Annotated in this window: 22 protein-coding genes; 13 read left to right on the plus strand and 9 right to left on the minus strand. The window is 66.5% G+C overall.

Annotated features, from left to right (window positions below; genetic code table 11):
* The first annotated feature begins 22 nt into the window (after nt 1-22).
* Together atpD and L0963_RS08920 are read left to right on the plus strand one after the other, a co-directional pair.
* Nucleotides 23-1,561: a F0F1 ATP synthase subunit beta gene (atpD, locus tag L0963_RS08915; RefSeq protein WP_082819839.1), complete on the plus strand. Its 1,539-nt coding sequence runs from the start codon at nt 23-25 to the stop codon at nt 1,559-1,561.
* Nucleotides 1,562-1,608: 47 nt separating this feature from the next.
* Nucleotides 1,609-1,866, plus strand: a complete 258-nt coding sequence (locus tag L0963_RS08920) for an ATP synthase F1 subunit epsilon (RefSeq protein WP_003043394.1) — start codon at nt 1,609-1,611, stop codon at nt 1,864-1,866.
* Nucleotides 1,867-1,941: 75 nt separating this feature from the next.
* On the opposite strand, the gene L0963_RS08925 is transcribed toward L0963_RS08920, so the two are convergent.
* Nucleotides 1,942-2,658, minus strand: a complete 717-nt coding sequence (locus tag L0963_RS08925; protein WP_217373045.1) for a Crp/Fnr family transcriptional regulator — start codon at nt 2,656-2,658, stop codon at nt 1,942-1,944.
* Between the two features lie 156 nt (nt 2,659-2,814).
* On the opposite strand from L0963_RS08925, the gene L0963_RS08930 reads away from it, so the two are divergent.
* Complete coding sequence (locus L0963_RS08930; protein ID WP_062901144.1) at nt 2,815-4,206, plus strand: DUF1254 domain-containing protein; 1,392 nt, start codon at nt 2,815-2,817, stop codon at nt 4,204-4,206.
* A 42-nt stretch (nt 4,207-4,248) separates the two neighbouring features.
* Here the strand turns inward: L0963_RS08930 and L0963_RS08935 are convergent, their stop codons facing one another.
* Entirely contained in the window at nt 4,249-5,433 is a 1,185-nt protein-coding gene (locus L0963_RS08935; protein WP_234179237.1) for an SPOR domain-containing protein, read from the minus strand.
* Nucleotides 5,434-5,691: 258 nt separating this feature from the next.
* Between L0963_RS08935 and L0963_RS08940 the strand changes: the two genes are divergently transcribed.
* The 8 genes from L0963_RS08940 (at nt 5,692) to L0963_RS08975 (ending at nt 12,010) form a co-directional block, all read left to right on the plus strand.
* Complete coding sequence (locus tag L0963_RS08940; protein ID WP_234179238.1) at nt 5,692-6,414, plus strand: AAA family ATPase; 723 nt, start codon at nt 5,692-5,694, stop codon at nt 6,412-6,414.
* A gap of 17 nt (nt 6,415-6,431) precedes the next feature.
* On the plus strand, nt 6,432-7,148 hold the full coding sequence (locus L0963_RS08945) for a hypothetical protein (RefSeq protein WP_062901146.1): 717 nt from the start codon (nt 6,432-6,434) through the stop codon (nt 7,146-7,148).
* 27 nt (nt 7,149-7,175) lie between these two features.
* A complete protein-coding gene (locus tag L0963_RS08950; protein ID WP_234179239.1) occupies nt 7,176-8,579 on the plus strand; it encodes an SPOR domain-containing protein in 1,404 nt (467 codons plus the stop codon).
* A gap of 276 nt (nt 8,580-8,855) precedes the next feature.
* Complete coding sequence (gene crcB, locus L0963_RS08955) at nt 8,856-9,233, plus strand: fluoride efflux transporter CrcB (protein ID WP_062901148.1); 378 nt, start codon at nt 8,856-8,858, stop codon at nt 9,231-9,233.
* Complete coding sequence (locus L0963_RS08960; RefSeq protein ID WP_234179240.1) at nt 9,230-10,468, plus strand: RluA family pseudouridine synthase; 1,239 nt, start codon at nt 9,230-9,232, stop codon at nt 10,466-10,468. The genes crcB and L0963_RS08960 overlap by 4 nt, the downstream gene beginning before the upstream one ends.
* Nucleotides 10,468-11,091 carry an FMN-binding negative transcriptional regulator gene (locus L0963_RS08965; RefSeq protein WP_234179241.1) on the plus strand — a complete coding sequence of 208 codons (624 nt, stop codon included), beginning with the start codon at nt 10,468-10,470 and terminating at the stop codon, nt 11,089-11,091. The genes L0963_RS08960 and L0963_RS08965 overlap by 1 nt, the downstream gene beginning before the upstream one ends.
* Nucleotides 11,088-11,324: a hypothetical protein gene (locus L0963_RS08970; RefSeq protein WP_234179242.1), complete on the plus strand. Its 237-nt coding sequence runs from the start codon at nt 11,088-11,090 to the stop codon at nt 11,322-11,324. Before L0963_RS08965 ends, L0963_RS08970 begins: the two co-directional genes overlap by 4 nt.
* Complete coding sequence (locus L0963_RS08975; RefSeq protein ID WP_062901151.1) at nt 11,321-12,010, plus strand: ATP12 family chaperone protein; 690 nt, start codon at nt 11,321-11,323, stop codon at nt 12,008-12,010. Before L0963_RS08970 ends, L0963_RS08975 begins: the two co-directional genes overlap by 4 nt.
* 26 nt (nt 12,011-12,036) lie before the next feature.
* Here L0963_RS08975 and L0963_RS08980 read toward each other — a convergent pair whose 3' ends face one another.
* The 7 genes from L0963_RS08980 to mutM all read right to left on the minus strand — a co-directional run bounded on the left by L0963_RS08980 (nt 12,037) and on the right by mutM (nt 19,005).
* Nucleotides 12,037-12,840, minus strand: a complete 804-nt coding sequence (locus L0963_RS08980; RefSeq protein WP_186401256.1) for a crotonase/enoyl-CoA hydratase family protein — start codon at nt 12,838-12,840, stop codon at nt 12,037-12,039.
* Nucleotides 12,841-12,851: 11 nt separating this feature from the next.
* Nucleotides 12,852-13,463, minus strand: coding sequence for a 2-hydroxychromene-2-carboxylate isomerase (locus L0963_RS08985; RefSeq protein WP_217373039.1), 612 nt, complete (start codon nt 13,461-13,463; stop codon nt 12,852-12,854).
* A 29-nt stretch (nt 13,464-13,492) separates the two neighbouring features.
* Nucleotides 13,493-14,143, minus strand: coding sequence for a TetR/AcrR family transcriptional regulator (locus L0963_RS08990; protein WP_062901154.1), 651 nt, complete (start codon nt 14,141-14,143; stop codon nt 13,493-13,495).
* Nucleotides 14,140-15,663 (minus strand): acyl-CoA synthetase, encoded by a 1,524-nt coding sequence (locus L0963_RS08995; protein ID WP_234179245.1) that lies wholly within the window; start codon nt 15,661-15,663, stop codon nt 14,140-14,142. Before L0963_RS08995 ends, L0963_RS08990 begins: the two co-directional genes overlap by 4 nt.
* Nucleotides 15,664-15,857: 194 nt before the next feature.
* Nucleotides 15,858-17,228, minus strand: a complete 1,371-nt coding sequence (gene dnaA, locus L0963_RS09000) for a chromosomal replication initiator protein DnaA (protein WP_222102996.1) — start codon at nt 17,226-17,228, stop codon at nt 15,858-15,860.
* 503 nt (nt 17,229-17,731) lie between these two features.
* Entirely contained in the window at nt 17,732-17,995 is a 264-nt protein-coding gene (gene rpsT / locus L0963_RS09005; protein WP_003048739.1) for a 30S ribosomal protein S20, read from the minus strand.
* Between the two features lie 197 nt (nt 17,996-18,192).
* Nucleotides 18,193-19,005, minus strand: a complete 813-nt coding sequence (gene mutM / locus L0963_RS09010; RefSeq protein WP_062901156.1) for a bifunctional DNA-formamidopyrimidine glycosylase/DNA-(apurinic or apyrimidinic site) lyase — start codon at nt 19,003-19,005, stop codon at nt 18,193-18,195.
* Between the two features lie 92 nt (nt 19,006-19,097).
* Here mutM and L0963_RS09015 point away from each other — a divergent pair, with 92 nt between their 5' ends.
* A complete protein-coding gene (locus tag L0963_RS09015) occupies nt 19,098-19,835 on the plus strand; it encodes a class I SAM-dependent methyltransferase (protein WP_062764412.1) in 738 nt (245 codons plus the stop codon).
* The gene (ubiB, locus tag L0963_RS09020; protein WP_186401260.1) at nt 19,832-21,379 is read left to right on the plus strand and encodes a 2-polyprenylphenol 6-hydroxylase; all 1,548 of its coding nucleotides are present in this window, start codon (nt 19,832-19,834) and stop codon (nt 21,377-21,379) included. The genes L0963_RS09015 and ubiB overlap by 4 nt, the downstream gene beginning before the upstream one ends.
* Nucleotides 21,380-21,486: the final 107 nt, after the last annotated feature.

The following is a 21,486-nucleotide window of genomic DNA, read 5'->3' on the forward strand; positions in this document are numbered from 1 at the left end:
GATCAACCCAAGGAAGAAGACCATGGCTACCGCTCCCGCTGAAAAGAAGGCTCCCGCCAAGAAGGCCGCCGCGCCCAAGGCTGCTGCGCCGAAGAAGGCCGCAGCGCCGAAGGCTGCTGCGACCGGCACCGCGACCGGCCGCGTTGCACAGGTCATCGGCGCCGTCGTCGACGTCCAGTTCACCGGCCCGCTGCCCGCCATTCTGAACGCGCTCGAAACCGACAACAATGGCAACCGCCTCGTCCTCGAAGTTGCGCAGCACCTTGGCGAGAACACCGTCCGCACGATCGCGATGGATGCGACCGACGGCCTGACCCGCGGCCAGCCCGTCACCGACACCGGTGCGCAGATTTCGGTTCCCGTCGGCCCGCAGACGCTCGGCCGCATCCTCAACGTCATCGGTGACCCGATCGACGAGCGCGGCCCGGTGAACAGCGACATGACCGCACCGATCCATGCCAAGGCTCCCGAATTCGTCGACCAGTCAACCGAAGCGGCGATCCTGGTCACCGGCATCAAGGTCATCGACCTGATCGCGCCCTACGCCAAGGGCGGCAAGATCGGCCTGTTCGGCGGCGCCGGCGTCGGCAAAACCGTTCTCATTCAGGAACTGATCAACAACATCGCCAAGGGCCACGGCGGCGTGTCGGTGTTCGCGGGCGTCGGTGAACGCACCCGCGAAGGCAACGACCTCTATCACGAATTCCTCGACGCCGGCGTTATCGCCAAGGACGCCGACGGCAACCCGACCCCCGAGGGGTCGAAGGTGGCGCTGGTGTTCGGCCAGATGAACGAACCCCCGGGTGCGCGTGCTCGCGTCGCGCTCTCGGGCCTGACCATGGCCGAATATTTCCGCGACCAGGAAGGCCAGGACGTTCTGTTCTTCGTCGACAACATCTTCCGCTTCACGCAGGCGGGTTCGGAAGTGTCGGCGCTGCTCGGCCGTATTCCTTCCGCCGTGGGTTACCAGCCGACCCTGTCGACCGACATGGGCGCGCTTCAGGAACGCATCACCTCGACCACCAAGGGCTCGATCACGTCGGTGCAGGCCATTTACGTCCCCGCGGACGACTTGACCGACCCGGCTCCCGCCACCTCCTTCGCTCACTTGGACGCGACCACGACGCTGAGCCGCGCGATTTCGGAACTCGGCATCTATCCCGCGGTCGACCCGCTCGATTCGACCAGCCGCGTGCTGACCGCCGCGACGGTCGGCCAGGAGCATTACGAAACCGCCCGCCGCGTTCAGGAAACGCTGCAGAAGTACAAGTCGCTGCAGGACATCATCGCGATCCTGGGCATGGACGAGCTTTCGGAAGAAGATAAGCTGGTCGTCGCCCGCGCGCGCAAGATCCAGCGCTTCCTGTCGCAGCCGTTCCACGTCGCCGAAGTCTTCACCGGCATCCCCGGCAAGTTCGTGCCGATCGAGGAAACGGTGAAGTCGTTCAAGGCCGTCGTCGACGGCGAATATGACCATCTGCCCGAAGCAGCCTTCTATATGGTCGGCGGCATCGACGAAGCGGTCGCCAAGGCCGCGAAGCTCGCCGAAGACGCGGCCTGAGGATAACGGCCCCTCCCTTTCGGGGGAGGGGTTGTAGGAATAGAGATATGGCTCTGAAGTTCGAACTCGTTACCCCCGCCCGCCTCGAGCGGTCGAGCGACGTCTATATGGTCACCGTGCCGGGCAGCGAAGGCGATTTCTCGGTGCTCGAAGGCCATGCGCCCTTCATGGCGACGCTGCGCAACGGCCCGCTGACCATCTATGCGACGAACGGCGCCCAGCCCGAAACGATCGAGGTCGAAGGCGGCTTTGCCGAAGTGAACGAAGCCGGCCTCACCGTCCTCGCCGAACATATCGCCGGCTGACGCCGCGCGTCGCTTGCCGGATCGAAAAGGGGCCTTGCGGCCCCTTTTTTTGTCGGCGGTGCCGGGGCGGGTCGCCTAATCGCGCTGCGCCGCGAGGCGATCGAGCGCCGCAGGGTCGCGGATGGTAATGCGGTTGTAATCGATGGCGATCAGCCCCGCCTCCTCGAACCCGCGCAACAGCTTGTTCACGCTCTGGCGCGTGACGCCGAGCATCGCGCCCAATTGCTCCTGAGGCAATCGCAAACCCAAGTCGGTCCCCTGTTCGCCCGCGATGCCGTGGATGCGCGCGAGGTCAGCGAGCGTCCACGCCATGCGCTGGTCGAGCGATCCGAGCTGCTGGTCGTTGAGCAGCCGCAGGCTGTCACCCTGCCGCGCGCACATGAGCAGCGCGATGTCACGCCACAGGATCGGATCGGTGTCGAGGATCGCGCGCAGCCCGGCCACCGGCAGATGCACCAGCGTCGTATCCTTATGCGCGCGGTAGGCGAAACGGATCGGCGGATTGTCGAGCAGACGAACGAGCGCGAGCACTTCGAACGGTCCCGACAGGCTGAGCACGAACTTGCGTCCGGCGGCGCTGCCCCGGCTGACCTCGACCCCGCCTGCCGCGATCACGAAAATGTCGCGTTGTTCGGGATCGCGCGCGAAGATTTCGGCGCCGCGCGGATAGTCGGCGGTGCGCGCGATGCGGGCGAGGTCGGCAAGCCGCGCCTCCGGCCAGGCAGCGAAGAGCGGACAGCGGCGCAGCACGGCCAGCCGGTCGCCGTGCGTCGGCGCTGTGTCTTCCCCCACGCTTTCCCGCGACCGCGACGCCATCACCCGTCCTCCCGGCGCCCATAGTAGGATGCGGCGGCAATTTTCCCAACGAGATTGTCGGCCCGATGACAGACTGCGCCCGCCTGCCCCGCTACGGCGCCAATGCAAAGGTGGAAAGAGGAGTGAGGACCTATGAAATATCTGTTGGCGCTGCTGGCGATGCTCGCGGGCACGCTGTCGGGCCCGGCCGTGCAGGCGGCCCCCGCGAGCGAGGAGGAGGCCTATGAGATCGGCCTCGACGCCTATACCTATGGCTATCCGATGGTGCTGATGGACACGACCCGGCTCGTATCGACCAATGCCGGTGCGCCCGGACGGCTGCGCGCGCCGATGAACGATTTCTCGCATATGCGAACCTATCCCGACGCGACCTTCAAGGATGTCGTGCGCCCCAACGCCGACACGCTTTATTCCTCGCTATGGTATGACGTCGGCAAGGACCCGCTCGTCCTGACGCTGCCGAAGACCGCCGGCCGCTATCATGTGGTGCCGATCATGGACATGTGGACCGAGGTGTTCGCGACGCTGGGCACGCGCACCACGGGCAACGACGGTGGTACCGTCGCGCTGGTCGGTCCGCATTGGCAGGGCAGGCTGCCCCAGGGGATGCGGATGGTGCGCAGCCCGACCGACATGGGGTGGATCATCGGGCGCATCCAGACCAACGGCCCCGCCGATTACGACCATGTCCACAGCCTGCAGGCAGGCTATGATGCTGCGCCGCTGTCGCAATGGGGCAAACCGCGCGCCGTCACAATGCCGAAGGTCGACAGCAGCGTCGACATGAAGACCCCGCCGGTGATCCAGGTCGCACAGATGACGCCCGGCGCCTTTTTCGCGCGCTTCGCTGAGGTGATGAAGCGCAATCCGCCGCACGCGACCGATTACGCGATCCTGCTGCGCATGGAGCGCGTGGGTCTGGTTCCGGGACAGGATTTCGACCTCGCAAAGGCCGATCCGGCGGTCCAGCGCGGCCTGACGCGCGCCGCGGCCGACGCCTATCAGCGGATGCTCGATCGCCGTAAACGGCTGGCGCTGACGCGCAACAATTGGGTTGCGCTGGGCAATGCGCTGGGCGTCTATGGCAATGACTATCTGCAACGCGCCTTCGTTGCCTATGCCGGACTGGGTGCGCTGCCGCCCGAGGAAGCCATCTACCCGATGGCGCCGCTCGACAGCGAGGGCAAGCCGCTGACCGGTGCCGCACGCTATGTGCTGCATTTCGACAAGGACCAGCTTCCGCCCGCCGACGCCTTCTGGTCGCTGACCATGTATGGCGAAGATCAGTTCTTCGTCGACAATCCGATCGGCCGCTATGCGATCGGCGATCGCGACAAGCTGGCGTTCAATGCCGACGGATCGCTCGACCTCTATATCCAGAAGGACGACCCCGGCGCCGACAAACAGGCCAACTGGCTGCCCGCCCCCGCCGGGTCCTTTTCGATGAACCTGCGCCTCTACCTGCCCGAGCGCGCGGCGCGCGAAGGCCGCTGGACGCCGCCTGCAATCAAGCGGCTGCCCTGAAGCGGATTGAGGTAAGGCGAAGCGGGCCTGCCGCGCCGACGGCTATTTGTCGACGACGAGGCAGGCCTGTCCGCTCTTCTGGAGCGTAGCGCAAAAGCCCTGGGCATCGGCGCGGGTGGCAAAGCCAGTGGCGTGAAGCCGCGTGACCGACCCCGCCTTGACATAGGCGGGGGTCTGGGCCGCGACGGCGGGATATTTGCGCGCCAGCGTCGCCCACAATTTCTTCGCATTGCCATCGACCGCAAAGGCGCCGAGCTGTGCGCGCCACGGGCCGGAGGTTGCGACGCGCACCGGCGCGGGCTTGGCCGCGGCATCGGGCGTCGCCGCCGGTTCGACGCGGATACGCTTGGGCGCCGGAGCCGCGGCCGGGGTTGCCGGCAGCGGGCCCGCCAGCGGCGGCGCAGCATAGCTGGTCCCTGGCTTGGCGGCGGCCGTCGCGGCGACGCCATCGGCTCTCGCTTCGCTCGCGGCGGTGGCGGCGTCGCGCGACTTGGCGGGCTTCGCGGCGGAGGGCTGCGGTTCGATCAGCGGCGGCGGCGTATAGCTCGCGCCCGGTTGGGAGGCCGGCAGGCTGGCCGTGCGGATCGTCGGCGCGGGCGCTGCGTCGGGCGCCGGGGCGCCCGCACTGACCGCCGCGAGACGCGCACGCGCTTCGTCCTTTTCCATCTGCGGCAGCATGGCGAGCCCGCGCTGACGCTGGTCGAGCGGCACGAGCTGGTCGAGCTGGACCAGCCGCGCCGAGGCGACAGTCAGCCCGGCATCGCTGGCGCGTTTCGTCAGCGCATAGCTGCGCGGCCAGTCCTTGGCGATGAGGTCGCCGTTGAACAGCGCGGTGCCGAGTACATATTGCGCGCGCGGCTCGCCGCGTTCGGCCGAGCGGATGATATAGGGCATCGCCTCCTTCTGCCGCCCGGCGGTGAAGATGACGAGGCCAAGATTATCCTCAGCCTGGAGATGGCCCTGTTTTGCGGCGCGGCGATACCAGCTTTCGGCCTGCACCAGATCGACCGCCACACCGCGCCCGAGCTTGTACGCCTGGCCCAGATTGAACTGCGCATCGGCATCGCCGGCGAGCGCCAGCGGCCGCCATTCGGCCACCGCCTTCGCAAAATCGCCGGCCTGCCACGCGTCGACGCCATCCTTGACGTCCGCGTGAGCGGGCAGCGCGAAAGCGAGGGCCGAAGCGATCGGGAGCGCGAGGCGCAGCGCAGTGCGAAATGAACGCATCTTATTCTCCAATGACTTGCGCCGCACCGGGCGGGCGGCCGTCGCGGCAGCCGGTCCTAACCCCAAATGGCTAACAGCCCCTTAGCATAGAGGCCGGGCGCAGCGAAGTTGCCCCGCTTCGGCACATGTCGTTACTGACGCCTTGTTAACCAGATTTCTGCGCAATTCGTTCACCTTCTTTTTATCATCGTTAACCCAATTTTAGCTCCCTGCATGGCATTCCCCCGCCAATTCGTTGATTTTTTCAGGGGGACAGCAGTGCGCGTTCTGGCATTGGCTTCACAAAAGGGCGGGTCGGGCAAGACGACCCTGTCGGGGCATCTGGCGGTGCAGGCCCAGCTTGCAGGCGCCGGTCCGGTCGTCCTGATCGACATCGATCCGCAGGGTTCGCTTGCCGACTGGTGGAATGAACGCGAGACCGATCTGCCGGCCTTTGCGCAGACGACCGTCGCGCGGCTGGCGTCCGACCTCGAGATATTGCGCCAGCAGGGCTTCAAGCTCGCGGTCATCGACACACCGCCCGCGATCACCATGGCGATCCAGAGCGTGATTTCGGTCGCCGAGCTGATCGTCGTCCCGACGCGTCCGAGCCCGCACGACCTGCGCGCCGTCGGCGCCACCGTCGACCTGTGCGAACGAGCGGGCAAGCCGCTGGTGTTCGTCGTCAACGCGGCAACCCCGAAAGCCAAGATCACAAGCGAAGCGGCGGTTGCGCTGTCGCAGCACGGCACCGTCGCGCCGGTAACGCTGCACCATCGCACCGATTATGCGGCTTCGATGATCGATGGCCGCACGGTGATGGAGGTCGATCCGAACAGCCGTTCGGCCGACGAGATCCGCCAGCTTTGGACCTATATAAACGACCGGCTGGAAAAGAATTTCCGCCGCACCGTCTTCTCCGCCCCGATGTCGGCACAGCCCGGCTACGGCACCGTCCGCCCGATGGGCGGCGGTTTCGGCCGCCGCATGGCCGGCCAGTGAACGGGGGAGTAGAAAAAATGGGCGAACCCAAACCCCTCGCATCGCTGAGCGCCGGACTGCTGGCCCGCAAGGGCGCTGCACGGCCTGCCATGCGCCGCCAGCCACTCGGCAGCGGCCCCGCCGCGACCTTCGGCCAGCAGGGCTATGACGATCTGGGCTGGAACGACATGGGCTATGATGTCGATCCGCAGCAGTCGACGGAACCGGCACGTATGGTCGATCTGAAGCCGCTGCTCGCCGGATCGGTGCTCGATCACAATGCCGCTGCCGAACATGCGGTCGACGCCAGCACCGGCCACGAGCTGATCGCCGAAGAAACGGCCGACCTGACGCCCGCCGACATGGCGCCGCTCGATCCGACGCCGGTCGATCTGACTGGCGCGCCGGCGGCCGACTTTGCTCCCGAAGCAGTCGAAGTTCCCGAAATCGTTCGCCAGCAGGAATCGCTGATCGAGCGCGTCGCGGCCGTCGCCCGCAAGGTCGAGGCGCGGCCCGAGCCCAAGGCGAAGAAGGACAAGGCGCCGCGAACGCAGCGCGCTCGCGAAAAAGCGGCGTTCACGCTCCGCCTCGATGCCGAACGCCATTTGCGCCTGCGCCTTGCGAGTGCGGTGACCAACCGGTCGGCGCAGACGATCCTGACCGAACTGCTCGACGATTATCTGTCGGCCTTGCCCGAAATCGACGCGATGGCGAGCCGCCTGCCCGCCGCGCGCCCGCTGCGCAAGTCGGCCTGATCCGGACCAGAAAAAGGGGGACCTGACATGAACCGCAACATGCTGATGAAGCTGGCCGTTTCGGGCTTTGTCCTGGGCGTTACCACGACCGGGTGCGCCGCACCGGGCAAGGTCGCCGCGGGGCCGAACGACGCCGCGGGCAAGCCCGAGGTTGCCGCCGCGTCGGCCGAGAAGGCGCGCGCCGCCCTTGAGGATGGCAAGGTCAGCAAGGCGGTCGGTCTTGCCGAAGCCGCGGTCGCGGCGAGCCCACGCGACGGCCATTACCGCGCGCTGCTCGGTCAGGCCTATCTGAACGACGGACGCTTCGCCTCGGCGACCGACGCCCTGTCGGAAGCGATGGAGCTGGGCGTCAAGGACAGCAACACGGTGCTCGCAATGACGCTGGCGCATATCGCGCAGGGCAAGACATCGCAGGCGGTGTCGCTGCTCAAGGAAAATTTCGATACCGTTCCGGCCCCCGACCTCGGCCTCGCGCTCGCGCTGGCCGGAGACACCGAATCGGCAATCTATATCCTGACCGAAGCCGCGCGCGCCGAAGGTGCGACCGCGCGCACGCGGCAGAATCTGGCGCTGGCGCTTGCCCTGTCGGGCCGCTGGGCGCAGGCGCGCATCGTCGCGTCGCAGGATCTGTCGCTCGCGAAGGTGGAAACGCGCATGGCCGAATGGTCGAAACTGGCCGAACAACCCAATTCGCAGCTTCGCGTCGCGAGCCTGATCGGCACGACGCCGCAACAGGATGCCGGTATGCCGGTGCGCCTTGCGCTCAGCAACTTCGCCGGTACGCAGATGGCCGCCGCCGATACCGCGCCGGCCGCCGACGCCCCGGTTCTGGCGAGCGCCGATCCCGCGCCGGTCGGTCAGTTTGCGCCGCCGCCGCCGCTGCTCGCCAGTGCCGACAGCGCGATCCGCACGGTCGAACTGCCGATGCCGCAGCGCGACGCCAATGGCGTCGTGCCGGTCACCGATCTGCCGCAGCCCAAGGCCGCGCCCGTCATCATGGCCGACGCCAAGCCCTATCGCGCCGCGCCGCGCGTCGCGGGCGATTTTGTTCGCAAGCCGTCGCCCGAAGCGAAGGAACTGGCCGCGAAGGTCATGCCGCGCGTCGCCGCCTTCGATGCCGCCAGGCCGCAGGGCTGGGCCGTCCAGCTCGGCGCCTATGACAGCCTGGGCATCGCCAAGGAAAAGTGGGGCGTGTTGAAAAAGCGCAACGGCGTGCTGGCCGCTTATCCGGCTTCGAGCCATTCAGCGGTCGTCGATGGCCGCACCTTCTTCCGCTTGACCGTCAACGGTCTCGGCTCGCGCGCCGACGCCGTGAAGCTGTGCCGCAGCCTCAAGGCCCAGGGCCAGAGCTGCTTCGTCCGCGAAATGGGCGGCAGCGAGGCGATCCAGTGGGCATCGGCGGGCAAGCCGGTGCGCATGGCCGCGCGCTGAACAAAGTTATCCCCTTCCACCAGAGGAAGGGGTTGAGGGGGGAAAGGGGCGTAGCCGGGGGGCCGCGCCCCTTTCGCGTCTGCAGGCGCTCTCCCTGGCGCGCCAGCGCCTATTCGCCGAGCGCCGACAGGCGGTAAGAAGGTCCGATCGGAACTTGTTTTGTTCTCATCGCCGTGCCCCCTTGGCGACGATCCCTGTCGCCGACAGGCAGCGATGCGATCAACAACGGGCGATCGCCCGCTTTGCGCCACGCGCTTTTACGGCTAGGGCGAGCGGATGAACGGACTTTTCCCTGTCATGGTCGGCGGTGCGATCGGCGCGGGTGCGCGGCACCTGGTCGGCCAGATCCTGCTCGCGCGGCTTGGCCCCGGCTTTCCCTGGTGGACCTTGTCGGTCAATATCGCCGGCAGCCTGATGATGGGGCTGCTGATCGGCTGGCTCGCGCGTAGCGGCGGCAGCGATCAGGCCCGACTGTTCCTGGGCGTCGGGGTGCTGGGCGGCTTCACCACCTTCTCGTCGTTCAGCATGGAGTTTTGGACGCTGTTCGAACGGGGCCAGATGGCGCAGGCGGCGGCCTATGTCGGCGCGTCGGTCATCATCGGTATTGCGGCGTGCGGCGTCGGAATGGCCATGATGCGGCAGCTTCCCGCATGAGCGGCGACAGCGCCATTGTCGCCGAGGAGGATGACGGCATCCGCCTCGACCGCTGGTTCAAAAGGCACCGGCCGGGCACGCCCCACGCGCTGATCGCGCGCTGGGCCCGGTCGGGTGAACTGACCATCGACGGGCGCAAGGCCGATGTCTCGGACCGGATCGAGGCTGGGCAGACAATCGCGATGCCGGTACCGCCCACGGCGCCAACCGGCCCCCGGCCGCGCAAGGAAAAGGCGCTGTCGCCCGCCGATATCGCGCTCGCCGAAGCGATGGTCATGCACCGCGACAAGAGCGCGCTGGTGCTCGACAAGCCGCCGGGCCTCGCGACGCAAGGCGGAACCAAGACCGACAGCCATGTCGACGGCCTGCTCGGCGCCCTGCAGGGCGATGCCGCCGTGCGTCCCAAGCTGGTCCACCGGCTCGACAAGGATACGTCGGGCGCGCTGCTCGTCGCGCGCACTCCGCGCGCCGCCGCCTGGTTCGCCAAGGCCTTTTCGAACCGCAGCGCTCGCAAGACCTATTGGGCGATCGTTGTCGGCGTCCCCGACATCGCGCAGGGCGAGATCGACCTGCCGCTCGCCAAGCAACCCGGATCGGGCGGCGAGAAGATGCACGTCGACGAGAAAGGCCTGCCGTCGAAATCGCGCTATCGCGTCATCGAACGCGCGGGGAACAGTGCGGCGTGGGTCGAACTGCAGCCGCTGACCGGCCGCACGCATCAATTGCGCGTCCATATGGCGGCGATCGGCCATCCGATCGTCGGCGACGGCAAATATGGCGGCAAGGGCGCGTTCCTGACCGGAACCATCAGCCGCAAACTGCACCTGCACAGCCGCCGGCTGCGCATCGACCATCCCGACGGCGGCGCGATCGACATCAGCGCGCCGCTGCCGCCGCATTTCGCCGAAAGTCTGGAGGCGCTGGGCTTCGACCCGCTGCTCGGCGACCTGCTGACCGAAGAGGCGCCGCGCGTATCGACCAAGACGGTGCAGAAGGCGAAGGCCAAGGCGCATGCGAAGCAGGTGCGCAAGGCACGACGCGGCGAACGGCGCGGCCGTGCCGAGGCGAAGGTCCAATCGAAACCGGGGACGGCGAAAGCAGCGAAGTCGAGACCGGGGACGGCGAAATCCGGCGCACCGAAGCCGGGCGGCAAACCGTCCGCAAAGCGCGGCCCGGCGAAGCCCGGCGCCGCCAAGACGGGCGCCCGCGGTCCGGCGCCGCGGAAGCCGCGCTGATGCACCCCAATCCGGCGTTCCGGCCCCGGCAGGACGATCTCGCCGCGCTGCTGGTGCGCGAGATCGGCTTTGCCGCCATTTTCGCGGCGACGCCCGACGGTCCGCGCGTCGCCCACGCGCCCGTCGTGCTCAGCGCCGACGCGACGACGCTGCAATTCCACCTCGCGCGCGGTAACGGGCTGACGAAGCATCTTGCCGGCGCGCCGGCGCTCGCGGTAGTGCAGGGCCCCGATGCCTATGTCAGCGCCAACTGGTACACCGACGCCGCAACCGCGGTGCCGACATGGAATTATGTCGCGGTCGAGATGGAAGGCGTGCCGCGCAAGCTCGGCGATGCCGAACTGGTCGCGCAGCTCGACACGCTGTCGACGCTGCACGAGGCACGCGTTGGCGAAAATCCGCCGTGGACGCGCGCCAAATTGGACGCCAGCCATTTCGCGCGGTTGACCAGCGCAATCACCGGCTTCGAGATGCGGATCAGCGCATGGCGGCCGACGGTGAAACTGTCGCAGAACAAGGATGCCGCCGAGCGCGAGCGCGTGGCAGCGGGAATCGAGCGGACGGGCCACGGCGCCCTGGCGCATTTGATGCGCCAGCTCGCAGGCGATAAGGCGGGGGCATGAGCAACGAACAGGACCGGCTGGCCAAGAAGCGCTTTTTCGCGCTGTCGGCGATGCGATTCGTCGGCGCGCTTTTCATCATGGCGGGCTTCGTGCTCATACGGGGCGGCTGGGCAATCGCCGGTCAGCCCACCGATCGCTGGATCGGTGTGATCGTTGTCCTGACCGGCGTGTTCGATTTCGCAATCATGCCGCGCATCCTGGCGCGCCGCTGGCGGACACCGCCCGCGCCATGAAACGCTTCTGGAAGAATGCCGCGACCGTCCCCCAGGACGGCGGCCGAGGCATCGCGCTCGACGGGCGCCCCGTGCGCACCCCCGCGCGCGCGCCGCTGGTGGTGCCGAGCGAGAGGCTCGCCGAAGCGATCGCCGCCGAATGGAATGCGCAGGGCAGCGACATCGACCCGGCGGCGATGCCGATGACCGGTATCGCCAACGCCGCGATCGATCTGGCGACGGGCGACCGCGCGGCCTTTGCCGAGACTATCGCCGCCTATGCCCAGACGGATCTACTGTGCTACCGCGACGACCGCGATGCCGCGCTGCAAGGCGAACAGGCTTCGGCGTGGAATCCGCTGCTCGCCTGGGCGGAGGCGCGGCACGGCATCGAATTCGCGCTGGCACAAGGCGTGCTGCCGATCGACCAGCCCGCCGCGACGGTCGCGGCGCTGCGCGAGGCGGTGCACGCGCTCGATCCCTTTCGCCTCGCGCCGCTGTCGCCTCTCGTCACCATCGGCGGGTCGCTCGTCGCCGGGCTCGCGCTCGTCGAGGACGCCTTCGCCGCCGACATGCTGTGGGAGGCGGTCAGCCTCGACGAACTATATCAGGAACGCCGCTGGGGCGCCGACAGCGAAGCGCAAAAGGCGCGCGACCGCCGCGCCGCCGACTGGGGCAATGCGGCGCGGTTCTTGCGCTTACTCTGACGAATCCGATGCTCTGACGCCTCCGCTCAATCGGCGAAGTCGGGCTTGCGCTTCTGCATATGCGCCATCACCGCCTCCATCTGATTGGGGGTGCGGATGACCTTTATCTGTTCGTCGCTTTCGGCCTGCAGGATTTCGGCATCGCTCGCGTCGGCGAGCATGTTGCACAGCCGCTTGGCGCCGCGGATCGCATGTGGATTCTTGCCCGCGATCACCCCCGCAAGTTCCATCGCCTTGGCGAGCGGTTCTTCGGCGACATGCGTCGCAAAGCCCAGCGCCTTTGCCTCGACGCCGTTGAATTCGCGGTTGGTGTAGATCATCTCGCGCAGCACGTCGTCGGCGACCTGGGTGCGCCACAGCGCCATGCCGGCGACATCGGGGACAAGGCCCCAGCGCATTTCCATGATCGCGATCCGCGTATCGGGATGAACGATGCGGATATCGGCTGCGGCCATGATCTGGCTGCCCGCGCCAAAGGCGACGCCGTGCACCGCCGCGATCACCGGCACCGGCAGTTCGCGCCAGCCCCAGGCGGCATATTGCGCGTTGTTGGCAAGGCCGCGCGTCCGTTCGGCGAGCCCGCCGCCGGCGCTGCTCGCGCCCGGATCGCGCTCGCCGCCGAGGCTGGAGAGATCGAGCCCGGCGCAAAAGGCGCGCCCCTCGCCCGACAGGACGACGACGCGCAGCCCCGCGGTCGCCTTGAGCTGGTCGACCGCCGCTGCAAGCGCCTCCCACATCGCGCCGTCGAGCGCGTTCATCTTGTCGGTGCGGATCAGGCGGACGTCGGCGATGCCGTCGTCGAGCATGGTGATCGAAATACGGTCCTGCATGGAGAGTCCTCTCAGGCTTTCAAAAGCGCCGCTTCGACGAGCGGCAGTTGGTCGTTGCCGAAATACATATCATCGCCGTCGACGAACATCGACGGCGAACCATAGCCGCCGCGCGCGATCACCTCGTCGGTATTGGCGCGCAGCCGCGCCTTGACCGCATCGCTCGCCGCCGCGTCGCGGATCGCCGCGCCGTCGAGGCCCGCACGCGTTGCTGCCGCTTCGAGCACCGCGGGGTCGTCGAGATTGTCCTGCGCGCCGAAATAGGATTCGAACGCCGCCCGGGCGAAGGCGATCAGCGCCGGCTGATCGGGCTCGAGCGCGGTGGCGAAGCGCATCGCCGCGACGCTCTTTGCCGGATGCCAGCGGGAGGGGAAATTCATCTCCACCCCCGCAAGCCGCGCCCAGTCCCCCAGCACCTTCCAGCTATGTTGCAGCTTGCGATTGCCGCTCTGTTCGCGCGCCGCGTAGACCGATTGGTTCACAGCGTTGAACACCCCGCCGACCAGGATCGGCCGAAAGGTCGCGCTGGCGCCGGTGCGCGCGATCAGCGGCTGGACGTTGGTGAACGCCAGATAAGTCCAGGGCGACGATAGGTCGAAAAAGAATTCCAGCTGGCGCGGCATGATCGGTCCTTCGGAAATGGAGGGGCGCGTCAGGCCTGCAGGTCGGCCTGTTCGATCGCGCGGTGGAAGCGGCGCGCCGCAGCGGGATCGAGCCGGTCCTCGAACAAGGTCAGATGCCGTTCGACCGTCCAGCGCGCGCTATCGAGGTCGCCGACCGCCGCCGGGTCCATCTCGCGCTGATATTCGAGGCCGAAGCGCAGGATCACCAGCGCATTGGTGCAAAGATCGCCGAGCCGCGCGCGCGACCAGTCGAGGTAGCCGCGATCGATCATCGCGCCGAGATAGAGCATCAGCTGGCCGTGCACGCGTTCGTACCAGCCGTCGATGTGGTCGAGAATGATCGGGCTCGATTCGCCATAATCGGCGCGGTCGCGATAGAGAAACCGGAAGGTATGGAGTTCGCGCTGCATGCAGGCGAGCAGTGCGACATATTCTTCGATCAGATCGCCGTCGTCGGACGGCTGCAGTTGTAGCCGCTCTTCGATCGCCTCGGCGAAATCGGCGCTGATCGCGTCGAGGAGTGCGCGCTTGCTGCGGAAATGATACCAGAGATTGCCCTCGGCGATGCCGACATCGGCGGCGATAGCCGCGGTGGATACGCTGCCGAAGCGCTGTTCGTTGAACAGGCGCAGCGCGGCAGCGAGAATGCGGTCGCGCGTCTTGACGCGGGGTGCGCTCACGCCTTCTTTTCCCAATATTGGTCGCGCAGCAGCCGCTTGTAGAGTTTGCCCGTATCGTGGCGCGGCAGCGCCTCCATGAAATCGATCCGGCGCGGCACCTTCACGCCCGACAGTTTCTGGCGCGCATAGGCGCCGAGCTCGTCGCGGAATTCATCGGTCGCGTCGGCCATGTCGGCGGGCTGAATCACCGCGATCACCTCCTCGCCCATTTCCTCGTGCGGGCCGCCGACGACCGCGACATCGGCAACCCTGGGATGGGTGACGAGATGGTTTTCGATCTCCTGCGGATAGATGTTTACCCCACCCGAAATGATCATGAAGCTCTTGCGGTCGGTGAGATAAAGGAAGCCGTCGGCATCGAGCTTGCCGACGTCGCCGAGTGTCGACCAGCCCTTCGAATTGCGGCTCGACGCGGTCTTTTCGGGGTCGTCGTGATATTCGAAGACATTGTCGCTTTCGAAAAAGACCGCGCCCTCCTCGCCGACCGGCACTTCGGTTTCATTATCCTCGCCGACGATGTGGACGGTCCCCAGGATCGCGCGGCCGACGGTGCCCATGTGCGCCAGCCAGTCCTGGCTGGTCGCAAAGGTCATGCCATTGCCCTCCGACCCCGCATAATATTCGAGCAGCACCGGCCCCCACCAGTCGATCATCGCCTGCTTGACCGGAACCGGGCACGGCGCCGCAGCGTGGATCGCGCTCTTCATCGACGACACATCATATTGCGCGCGCACCTCCGCGGGCAATTTGAGCATGCGGACGAAATGGGTGGGCACGAACTGCGCCGCATTGCAGCGATAATGCTGGATCGCCGCCAGCGCGGCTTCGGGGTCGAATTTCTTCATCAGCACGACGGTGCCGCCAAGCCGGTGGATCGTCATCGACCAGCGGAGTGGCGCCGCGTGATAGAGCGGCGCGGGCGAAAGATAGATGCTGTCGGCGTTGATGCCGAACGCCGCCGAAGCGAGCATCACCAGACTGTTCGGCGCGTCGATCTCCTCCTCTTCGGGGAGCGGCACCTTGACCCCCTTGGGCCGGCCGGTCGTCCCCGACGAATAGAGCATGTCGACCCCGGCGCGTTCGTCGGCGATACGCGTCGCGGGCATCGCGGCCAGCGCGTCCTCGATTCGGGGCCATCCGTCAATCGCGCCACCCATCGAATAGCGTTCGATCCGAGTTTCGAGCTGGAGTGCCGCGGATGCGAGGCTGGCCGAGACGACGAGCATCTTCGCGCCCGAATTTTCAAGGATATAGTCGGTCTCGTCCTGCGTCAGCCGCGACGAAATGCAGACATAGCGCAGCCCCGCGCGCTGTGCCCCCCAAGTCAGCCCATAATAATGCGGCGTGTTTTCCAGCATGAAAGCAACGACATCGTCATGCTTCAGCCCGTGGCTGCGAAACAGCTGCGCGGCGCGGTTCGACGCTGCGTCGAGTTCGGCATAGCTGATCGTCTCACCGGTTTCGGTGACGATTACTGCGGGTTTGTCGGGCGAGCTGGCAGCATGAACAGACGGGTGCATCGGGCATCTTCTCCAAGAGACTTTTGGTTTCTTTATGTCCCGCGATCAGTAGCAAGCTGAAACTTTCGGTCAAGCCGCCGTAGGGTGAAGACCCTAGGATATGCCGATGTCAAAATGGGCGCAGTTTCGCTACGGCCGAAGCGCCCGCCGATCCCGGCAAAAGTCCGGGGATAAGCCCGGTATAATTCTGTGGATCAGTTGTTGAGGCTGCGCCGGATCGCGGCGATTTCGCCGTCGAGTTCGCTGTCGGTCACGCGCAGCGCCTCGACCGTGCGGACCGCGTGGATCACCGTCGAATGGTCGCGCCCGCCAAAGCGGCGGCCGATCTCGGGATAGGAGCGCGGCGTCAGTTCCTTGGCGAGATACATCGCGACCTGGCGCGGGCGCGCAACCGCGCGGACGCGGCGTTTCGACGCCATTTCGGCCTTGTCGAGCCGGTAATGGGCACAGACCGCACGCTGGATTTCCTCGATCGTGATCCGCGGGCGCGCGCTGCGGACATTTTCGGCAAGCCGATCTTCGGCGAGCGCCAGATCGACCTTGGCGCCGGTCAGCGCTGCATAGGCGAGCAGCTTGTTGAGCGCGCCTTCGAGTTCGCGGATGTTGCGCGTGAAATGGCGGACGAGATAGGCGACGACGTCGTCGGGCACTTCGACCATCGGCATGGCGGCAAGGCGCTGGCGGATGATGCGTTCGCGCAGATCGTCCTCGGGCGCCTCGATATCGGCGACAAGCCCGCCCGACAGGCGCGACAGCAGCCGCGCCTCGACCCCGTCGAGCATCGCGGGCGGCCGGTCGGCGGTGACGACGAGCCGCTTGCCCGCGGTCATCAGGTCGTCGATCGTATGGAGCAGCTCTTCCTGCGTCGAGTTCTTGCCGATCACGAACTGCAGATCGTCGAGGAGCAAGAGGTCGGCGGCGCGGAGCCGCGCCTTGAACGCCATCATGTCGCCGCCGCGCATCGCGCCGACGAATTCGAGCATGAATTTTTCCGCCGACATCAGGATGATGGTCGCGGTCGGGTGCGCGGCAGCATAGTCCTGCGCGATTGCCTGCAGGAGATGCGTCTTGCCCTGCCCGGTGCCCGAGCAGAGATAGAGCGGGTTGAACTGCGGCGTTTCCACCATCGCCATGCGGCGCGCCGCATTGGCAGCGAGGATGTTCGAGCGCGCGACGACGAAGCGATCGAAACAGAGCCGCGGATCGAAGCCGAGCAGCGCGGGATTGGCGGCGGGCACAGCAGCAGGCGCTGACGCCTCGAAGCTCGGCAGCGGCGCCGAGGCGAGCACGCTCGCCCGCTCGGCAGCGGCAACTCCGCCGCGCACCGACACGCTGCGCACCGCGGGCAGCAGCTGGCGCCACGCCAGTTCGAGGCGCTCGCCGAATCGTTCGTTGATCCAGTTGGCCGAAAAGCGGCTCGCGGTTTCCAGCGTCACGACGCCCGACAGGGTGCAATATTCGGCGAAACGGACGGGCTTCAGCCAATGATCGAAGGTGCGCGCACCCAGATCGCGGCGCAGCCCTTCGGCCACGCGCGGCCAAAGCGTCGCGGCATCGGCGTTCATCGCTTCCATGCCTGCCTTGTCGTCACGCCTGTCCCCGCTTTGCACCACAATCCATGCCCCCAATATGCCCCCACGGCGGCCCGATCGCCCCGCAGCCCACCACATGCCGATCCGGGCGCCCACGCCGGGGCGCAAGCATCCTGTCCCGGGCGCGCAGCCCGAAGCTTTCCGAATCATGTCGATGTGGCGGCCGCCGGCGAAGGCCAACGACGCCTTTTTCTAGGCAGGGGGAGACGAGTCGATCAAGGGTGCGGAGCGTAAAAAATCTGAAATAAAATTCTTGACTCGCAAGGGGACGCGGAAACGCGTTGCAGGGCAAAATTTCTTATATTTTTCAGATATTTAGTGCAGCGTAAAAACGTCATGGTAAACGAATCGCGATAAATCCGTCACTTACCGCGCTGCAACAGCTTTGCCATCGCGCTGTAACAAAAAAGGACCCGCGGGCGCTTGGCCGACGGGTTCTTTTTTGTGCCCTTTCGGGACGGTGCGGCGTGCGCGGATCAGGCGATCGCGTTCACGCTCTTGGTCAGGCGCGAATATTTGCGCGCAACCGTGTTCTTGTGGAGGACGCCCTTGGCAACGCCGCGCGCCATTTCGGGCTGCGCCGCTGCGAGCGCTGCAGTCGCGGCGGCCTTGTCGCCGGCGGCAACCGCGTTTTCGACCTTCTTCACGAGCGTGCGGATGCGCGACACGCGATTCTTGTTGATCAGCGTGCGCGCGCTGTTGCGACGGATGCGCTTTTTTGCCTGCGGCGTATTGGCCATAAGTTCCTCAAAATATCCAATCGGTTCAACGGTCGGAGCACAGCAGCAGCGGAGCAGCCGAATCGCGCGTGGACGGCGAATCAATGTCCGGATGCGGCCGGTTCCGGTTGACCGGACCCTGCTCGAAGGGTGGGCCCATAGCCAGCATGCCTCCGAAGGTCAACGCTTTTCGCTGGAAAAGCGGCATCCGATCACGCTCACCGCTGGCATTTGGGGCAATAGAAGGTGGACCGCCCCGACTGGACGATCCGCACGATCGTGCCGCCGCATTCGCAGCGCTCGCCCTCGCGGCCATAGACGCGCCAATCCTTGGCAAAATAGCCGAGGTCGCCTTCGGGACTGAGGAAATCGCGCAAGGTCGAACCGCCCGCAGCAATCGCCGCCGCCAGCACTGCCTTGATCGCCGGTACCAGCGTGCCGAGCTTTGCCCGCGAGACGTCGGCCGCAGGGCGGGTCGGCGCGATTCGCGCCATGTTGAGCGCCTCGCAAACATAGATGTTGCCGAGTCCCGCGACGATCGTCTGGTCAAGCAGCATCGCCTTGATCGGCGCGCGGCGGCCGGCGAGCGCGCGCACGAGATAGGCGGCGTCGAAATTGTCCGACAGCGGCTCCGGTCCCAGCGTTACGAACGCGGGAAAGATCGCGAGCGGATCGCCATTCACAAGATCGACCGACCCGAACCGCCGCGGATCATGGAGAAACAGGCGGTGTCCGGCGCCGGTTTCGAGCAGCAGATGATCGTGCTTGCCCGCCTCGCCGCCCTCGGTGCGCCACCGCCCCGACATGCCGAGATGGAAGATCATATGGTCGTCGCGGTCGGTCGAGACGATGCCATATTTGGCGCGCCGCGCGAGATGGGTGACCGTCGCCCCGGTCAGCCGCTGCGCAAGGTCAGCGGGAAAGGGACGCCGCAGATCGGGGCGGAAGGTGCTGACCGTGACGAGCCGCTGCCCCTCGAGAAAGGGCGCGAGGCCGCGCACGGTGGTTTCGACTTCGGGAAGCTCGGGCATTTCGCGCCAGCGGTATCTGGCATTTGCGCGCGCGGCAAGGCCCGGCTAAAGGCGCTGCTGAAAGAGGCTTTCCCCGCAAAGGCGCGCACCCGATGACCACCCCCGACACCGTCAGCTTCGGCTATGAACAGGTCCCCGCGACCGCGAAGACCGCGATGGTCGGCGAGGTGTTCAGCCGCGTTGCGCGCAAATATGACATCATGAACGACGCGATGTCGGGCGGGATGCACCGGCTGTGGAAGGACCGTTTTGTCCGGCGCGTCAAGCCGCGCGCAGGCGAGGCGATCCTCGACATGGCGGGCGGCACCGGCGACATCGCCTTTCGCATGGAGCCGTCGGGCGCGAGCATCACGGTCGCCGATATCAATCCCGACATGCTGGGCGTCGGCATGGAACGCGCGGCGGAGCGCGGCATCGACACGCTGGTATGGTCCGAACAAAATGCCGAAAAGCTGAGCTTTCCCGACCAGTTTTTCGACGCCTATACGATCGCCTTCGGCATCCGCAACGTGACCGACATTCCCGCCGCGCTGAAAGAGGCGCACCGCGTTCTGCGCTATGGCGGGCGCTTCTTCTGCCTCGAATTTTCGACCAACGAATGGCCCGGCTTTGCGCAGGTCTATGACGCCTATTCGCACCATCTGGTGCCCAAGCTCGGCAAGCTGATCGCCGACGATGAAGACAGCTATCGCTATCTGATCGAATCGATCCGCCGCTTCCCGCCGATGCCGCGCTTTGCGCAGATGATTCGCGATGCGGGCTTTACCGCGGTGAAGGTCGAACCGATTTTGGGCGGACTGGTCGCGATCCATAGCGGGTGGAAGGCTTGACCCGACCCGTCACCCATATTGCCCGCCTGCTGAAGTGGGGCCGCATCCTGGCGCGCCACGGTGCGCTGCGCGGGATCGAGACCGCGCCGCAGACGCCGCCAGGGGTCAAGCGGCTGTGCCGCATCGCGCGGCTCGGCACGGTCCAGCCCAAGGTGCCCGATTATGCCGCCGCCTTCCAGGCGATCGGACCGGCGGCGGTCAAGCTGGGACAGACGCTCGCGACGCGTCCCGATCTCGTCGGCGAAGAGGCGGCGCGCAACCTGCTGACCCTGCAGGACGCGCTCGCGCCCGTGACCTTTGCCCGCATCCGTGCCGAGATCGAGGCGACGTTCGAGGCACCGCTCGAAAGCCTGTACAGCGAATTTGATCCCGAACCTGTCGGTTCGGCCTCGATCGCGCAGGTTCACCGCGCGGTGACCACCGAGGGCCGGCAGGTCGCGGTCAAGGTTCGCCGACCCGGCATCGACAAGCAGTTCGCGCGCGACATCGAAACCTATGAATGGGCCGCCGCGCACCTCGAGGCACTGGGCGGCGAAGCCGCACGGCTGCGGCCGCGGCAGGTGATCGCCAATTTCCGCCGCTGGACGCTGCGCGAGCTCGACCTGCGCCGCGAAGCCGCGTCGGCATCCGAACTGCGCGAGGCAATGGCGGCCGAGCCAACCTACGAAGTGCCCGCGATCGACTGGGACCGCACCGCGTCGCGCGTCATGACGCTCGACTGGATCGACGGGATCAAGATTTCGCACCGCGAAGCGCTGGTCGCGGCGGGGCACGACATGGAAAAGCTGGCGACCAATCTGGTCCAGGCCTTTCTGCGCCAGGCGATCGCCGAGGGGTTCTTCCACGCCGACATGCACCAGGGCAATTTGTTCGTGAAGGCCGACGGGACGATCGCGGCGGTCGATTTCGGCATCATGGGGCGGATCAACCGACAGGCGCGCTACTGGCTCGCCGAGATCCTCTATGGGCTGACCACCGGCAATTACCGCCGCGTCGCCGAGATTCATTTCGAGGCGCAATATGTCCCCGACTATCACAGCGTCGAGGAATTCGCGACGGCGCTGCGCGCGGTCGGCGAGCCGATGCGCGGCAAACCGGTGAGCGAGCTGTCGGTCGGGCAGATGCTCGACGGACTGTTCGCGATCACCCGCGACTTCGACATGCAGACCCAGCCGCATCTGCTGCTGCTGCAAAAGACGATGGTGATGGTCGAGGGCGTGGCCACGATGCTCAACCCGCGGATCAACATGTGGGATGTATCGGGACCGTTCGTGCAAGGATGGATTCGTGACGAACTGGGCCCCGAAGCCGCGCTGGCCGATGGGCTGCGCGAACAGGGGCGGACGCTGGCGCTGATCCCCGACATCATCCGCCGCCTCGACGCGCAATTGCCGAAGCCGGGCGCTGCTCCGCCCGCGCCGCCGCTCCCCGATGTCCGGCTGATGTGGGAAAAGGGCGAAAAGCGGACAGCATGGCGCTATGCGCTGACCGCGCTCGCCGGGGCGGCCGCAGGCGCTGCGATCCTCCTTGCGCTGGGCGGTTGATCGCCGCCGCCAAGGCCGATTGTGATTACCAAAGATTTACCTTAATTCGCTAGCGTTTTTGAGGACCAACAGGGCGGTACCGCTCGATCGAACCGAGGCATCTTCAC

The sequence above is a fragment of the Sphingopyxis sp. NFH-91 genome, from assembly GCF_021401285.1.
In the GTDB taxonomy this organism is placed as follows: Bacteria; Pseudomonadota; Alphaproteobacteria; order Sphingomonadales; family Sphingomonadaceae; genus Sphingopyxis; species Sphingopyxis terrae_A.

Excerpts from the sequence above, each read along its gene's own strand:
- L0963_RS08985 (WP_217373039.1), bottom strand. The coding sequence starts at position 13,463 with ATGCCGCGCCAGCTGGAATTCTTTTTCGACCTATCGTCGCCCTGGACT.
- L0963_RS08930 (WP_062901144.1), top strand. The coding sequence starts at position 2,815 with ATGAAATATCTGTTGGCGCTGCTGGCGATGCTCGCGGGCACGCTGTCG.
- L0963_RS09015 (WP_062764412.1), top strand. The coding sequence starts at position 19,098 with ATGACCACCCCCGACACCGTCAGCTTCGGCTATGAACAGGTCCCCGCG.
- L0963_RS08980 (WP_186401256.1), bottom strand. The coding sequence starts at position 12,840 with ATGCAGGACCGTATTTCGATCACCATGCTCGACGACGGCATCGCCGAC.
- L0963_RS08945 (WP_062901146.1), top strand. The coding sequence starts at position 6,432 with ATGGGCGAACCCAAACCCCTCGCATCGCTGAGCGCCGGACTGCTGGCC.
- L0963_RS08995 (WP_234179245.1), bottom strand. The coding sequence starts at position 15,663 with ATGCACCCGTCTGTTCATGCTGCCAGCTCGCCCGACAAACCCGCAGTA.
- dnaA (WP_222102996.1), bottom strand. The coding sequence starts at position 17,228 with ATGAACGCCGATGCCGCGACGCTTTGGCCGCGCGTGGCCGAAGGGCTG.
- L0963_RS08975 (WP_062901151.1), top strand. The coding sequence starts at position 11,321 with ATGAAACGCTTCTGGAAGAATGCCGCGACCGTCCCCCAGGACGGCGGC.
- crcB (WP_062901148.1), top strand. The coding sequence starts at position 8,856 with ATGAACGGACTTTTCCCTGTCATGGTCGGCGGTGCGATCGGCGCGGGT.
- L0963_RS08935 (WP_234179237.1), bottom strand. The coding sequence starts at position 5,433 with ATGCGTTCATTTCGCACTGCGCTGCGCCTCGCGCTCCCGATCGCTTCG.
- L0963_RS08950 (WP_234179239.1), top strand. The coding sequence starts at position 7,176 with ATGAACCGCAACATGCTGATGAAGCTGGCCGTTTCGGGCTTTGTCCTG.
- atpD (WP_082819839.1), top strand. The coding sequence starts at position 23 with ATGGCTACCGCTCCCGCTGAAAAGAAGGCTCCCGCCAAGAAGGCCGCC.
- L0963_RS08970 (WP_234179242.1), top strand. The coding sequence starts at position 11,088 with ATGAGCAACGAACAGGACCGGCTGGCCAAGAAGCGCTTTTTCGCGCTG.
- L0963_RS08920 (WP_003043394.1), top strand. The coding sequence starts at position 1,609 with ATGGCTCTGAAGTTCGAACTCGTTACCCCCGCCCGCCTCGAGCGGTCG.
- mutM (WP_062901156.1), bottom strand. The coding sequence starts at position 19,005 with ATGCCCGAGCTTCCCGAAGTCGAAACCACCGTGCGCGGCCTCGCGCCC.
- L0963_RS08965 (WP_234179241.1), top strand. The coding sequence starts at position 10,468 with ATGCACCCCAATCCGGCGTTCCGGCCCCGGCAGGACGATCTCGCCGCG.
- rpsT (WP_003048739.1), bottom strand. The coding sequence starts at position 17,995 with ATGGCCAATACGCCGCAGGCAAAAAAGCGCATCCGTCGCAACAGCGCG.
- L0963_RS08960 (WP_234179240.1), top strand. The coding sequence starts at position 9,230 with ATGAGCGGCGACAGCGCCATTGTCGCCGAGGAGGATGACGGCATCCGC.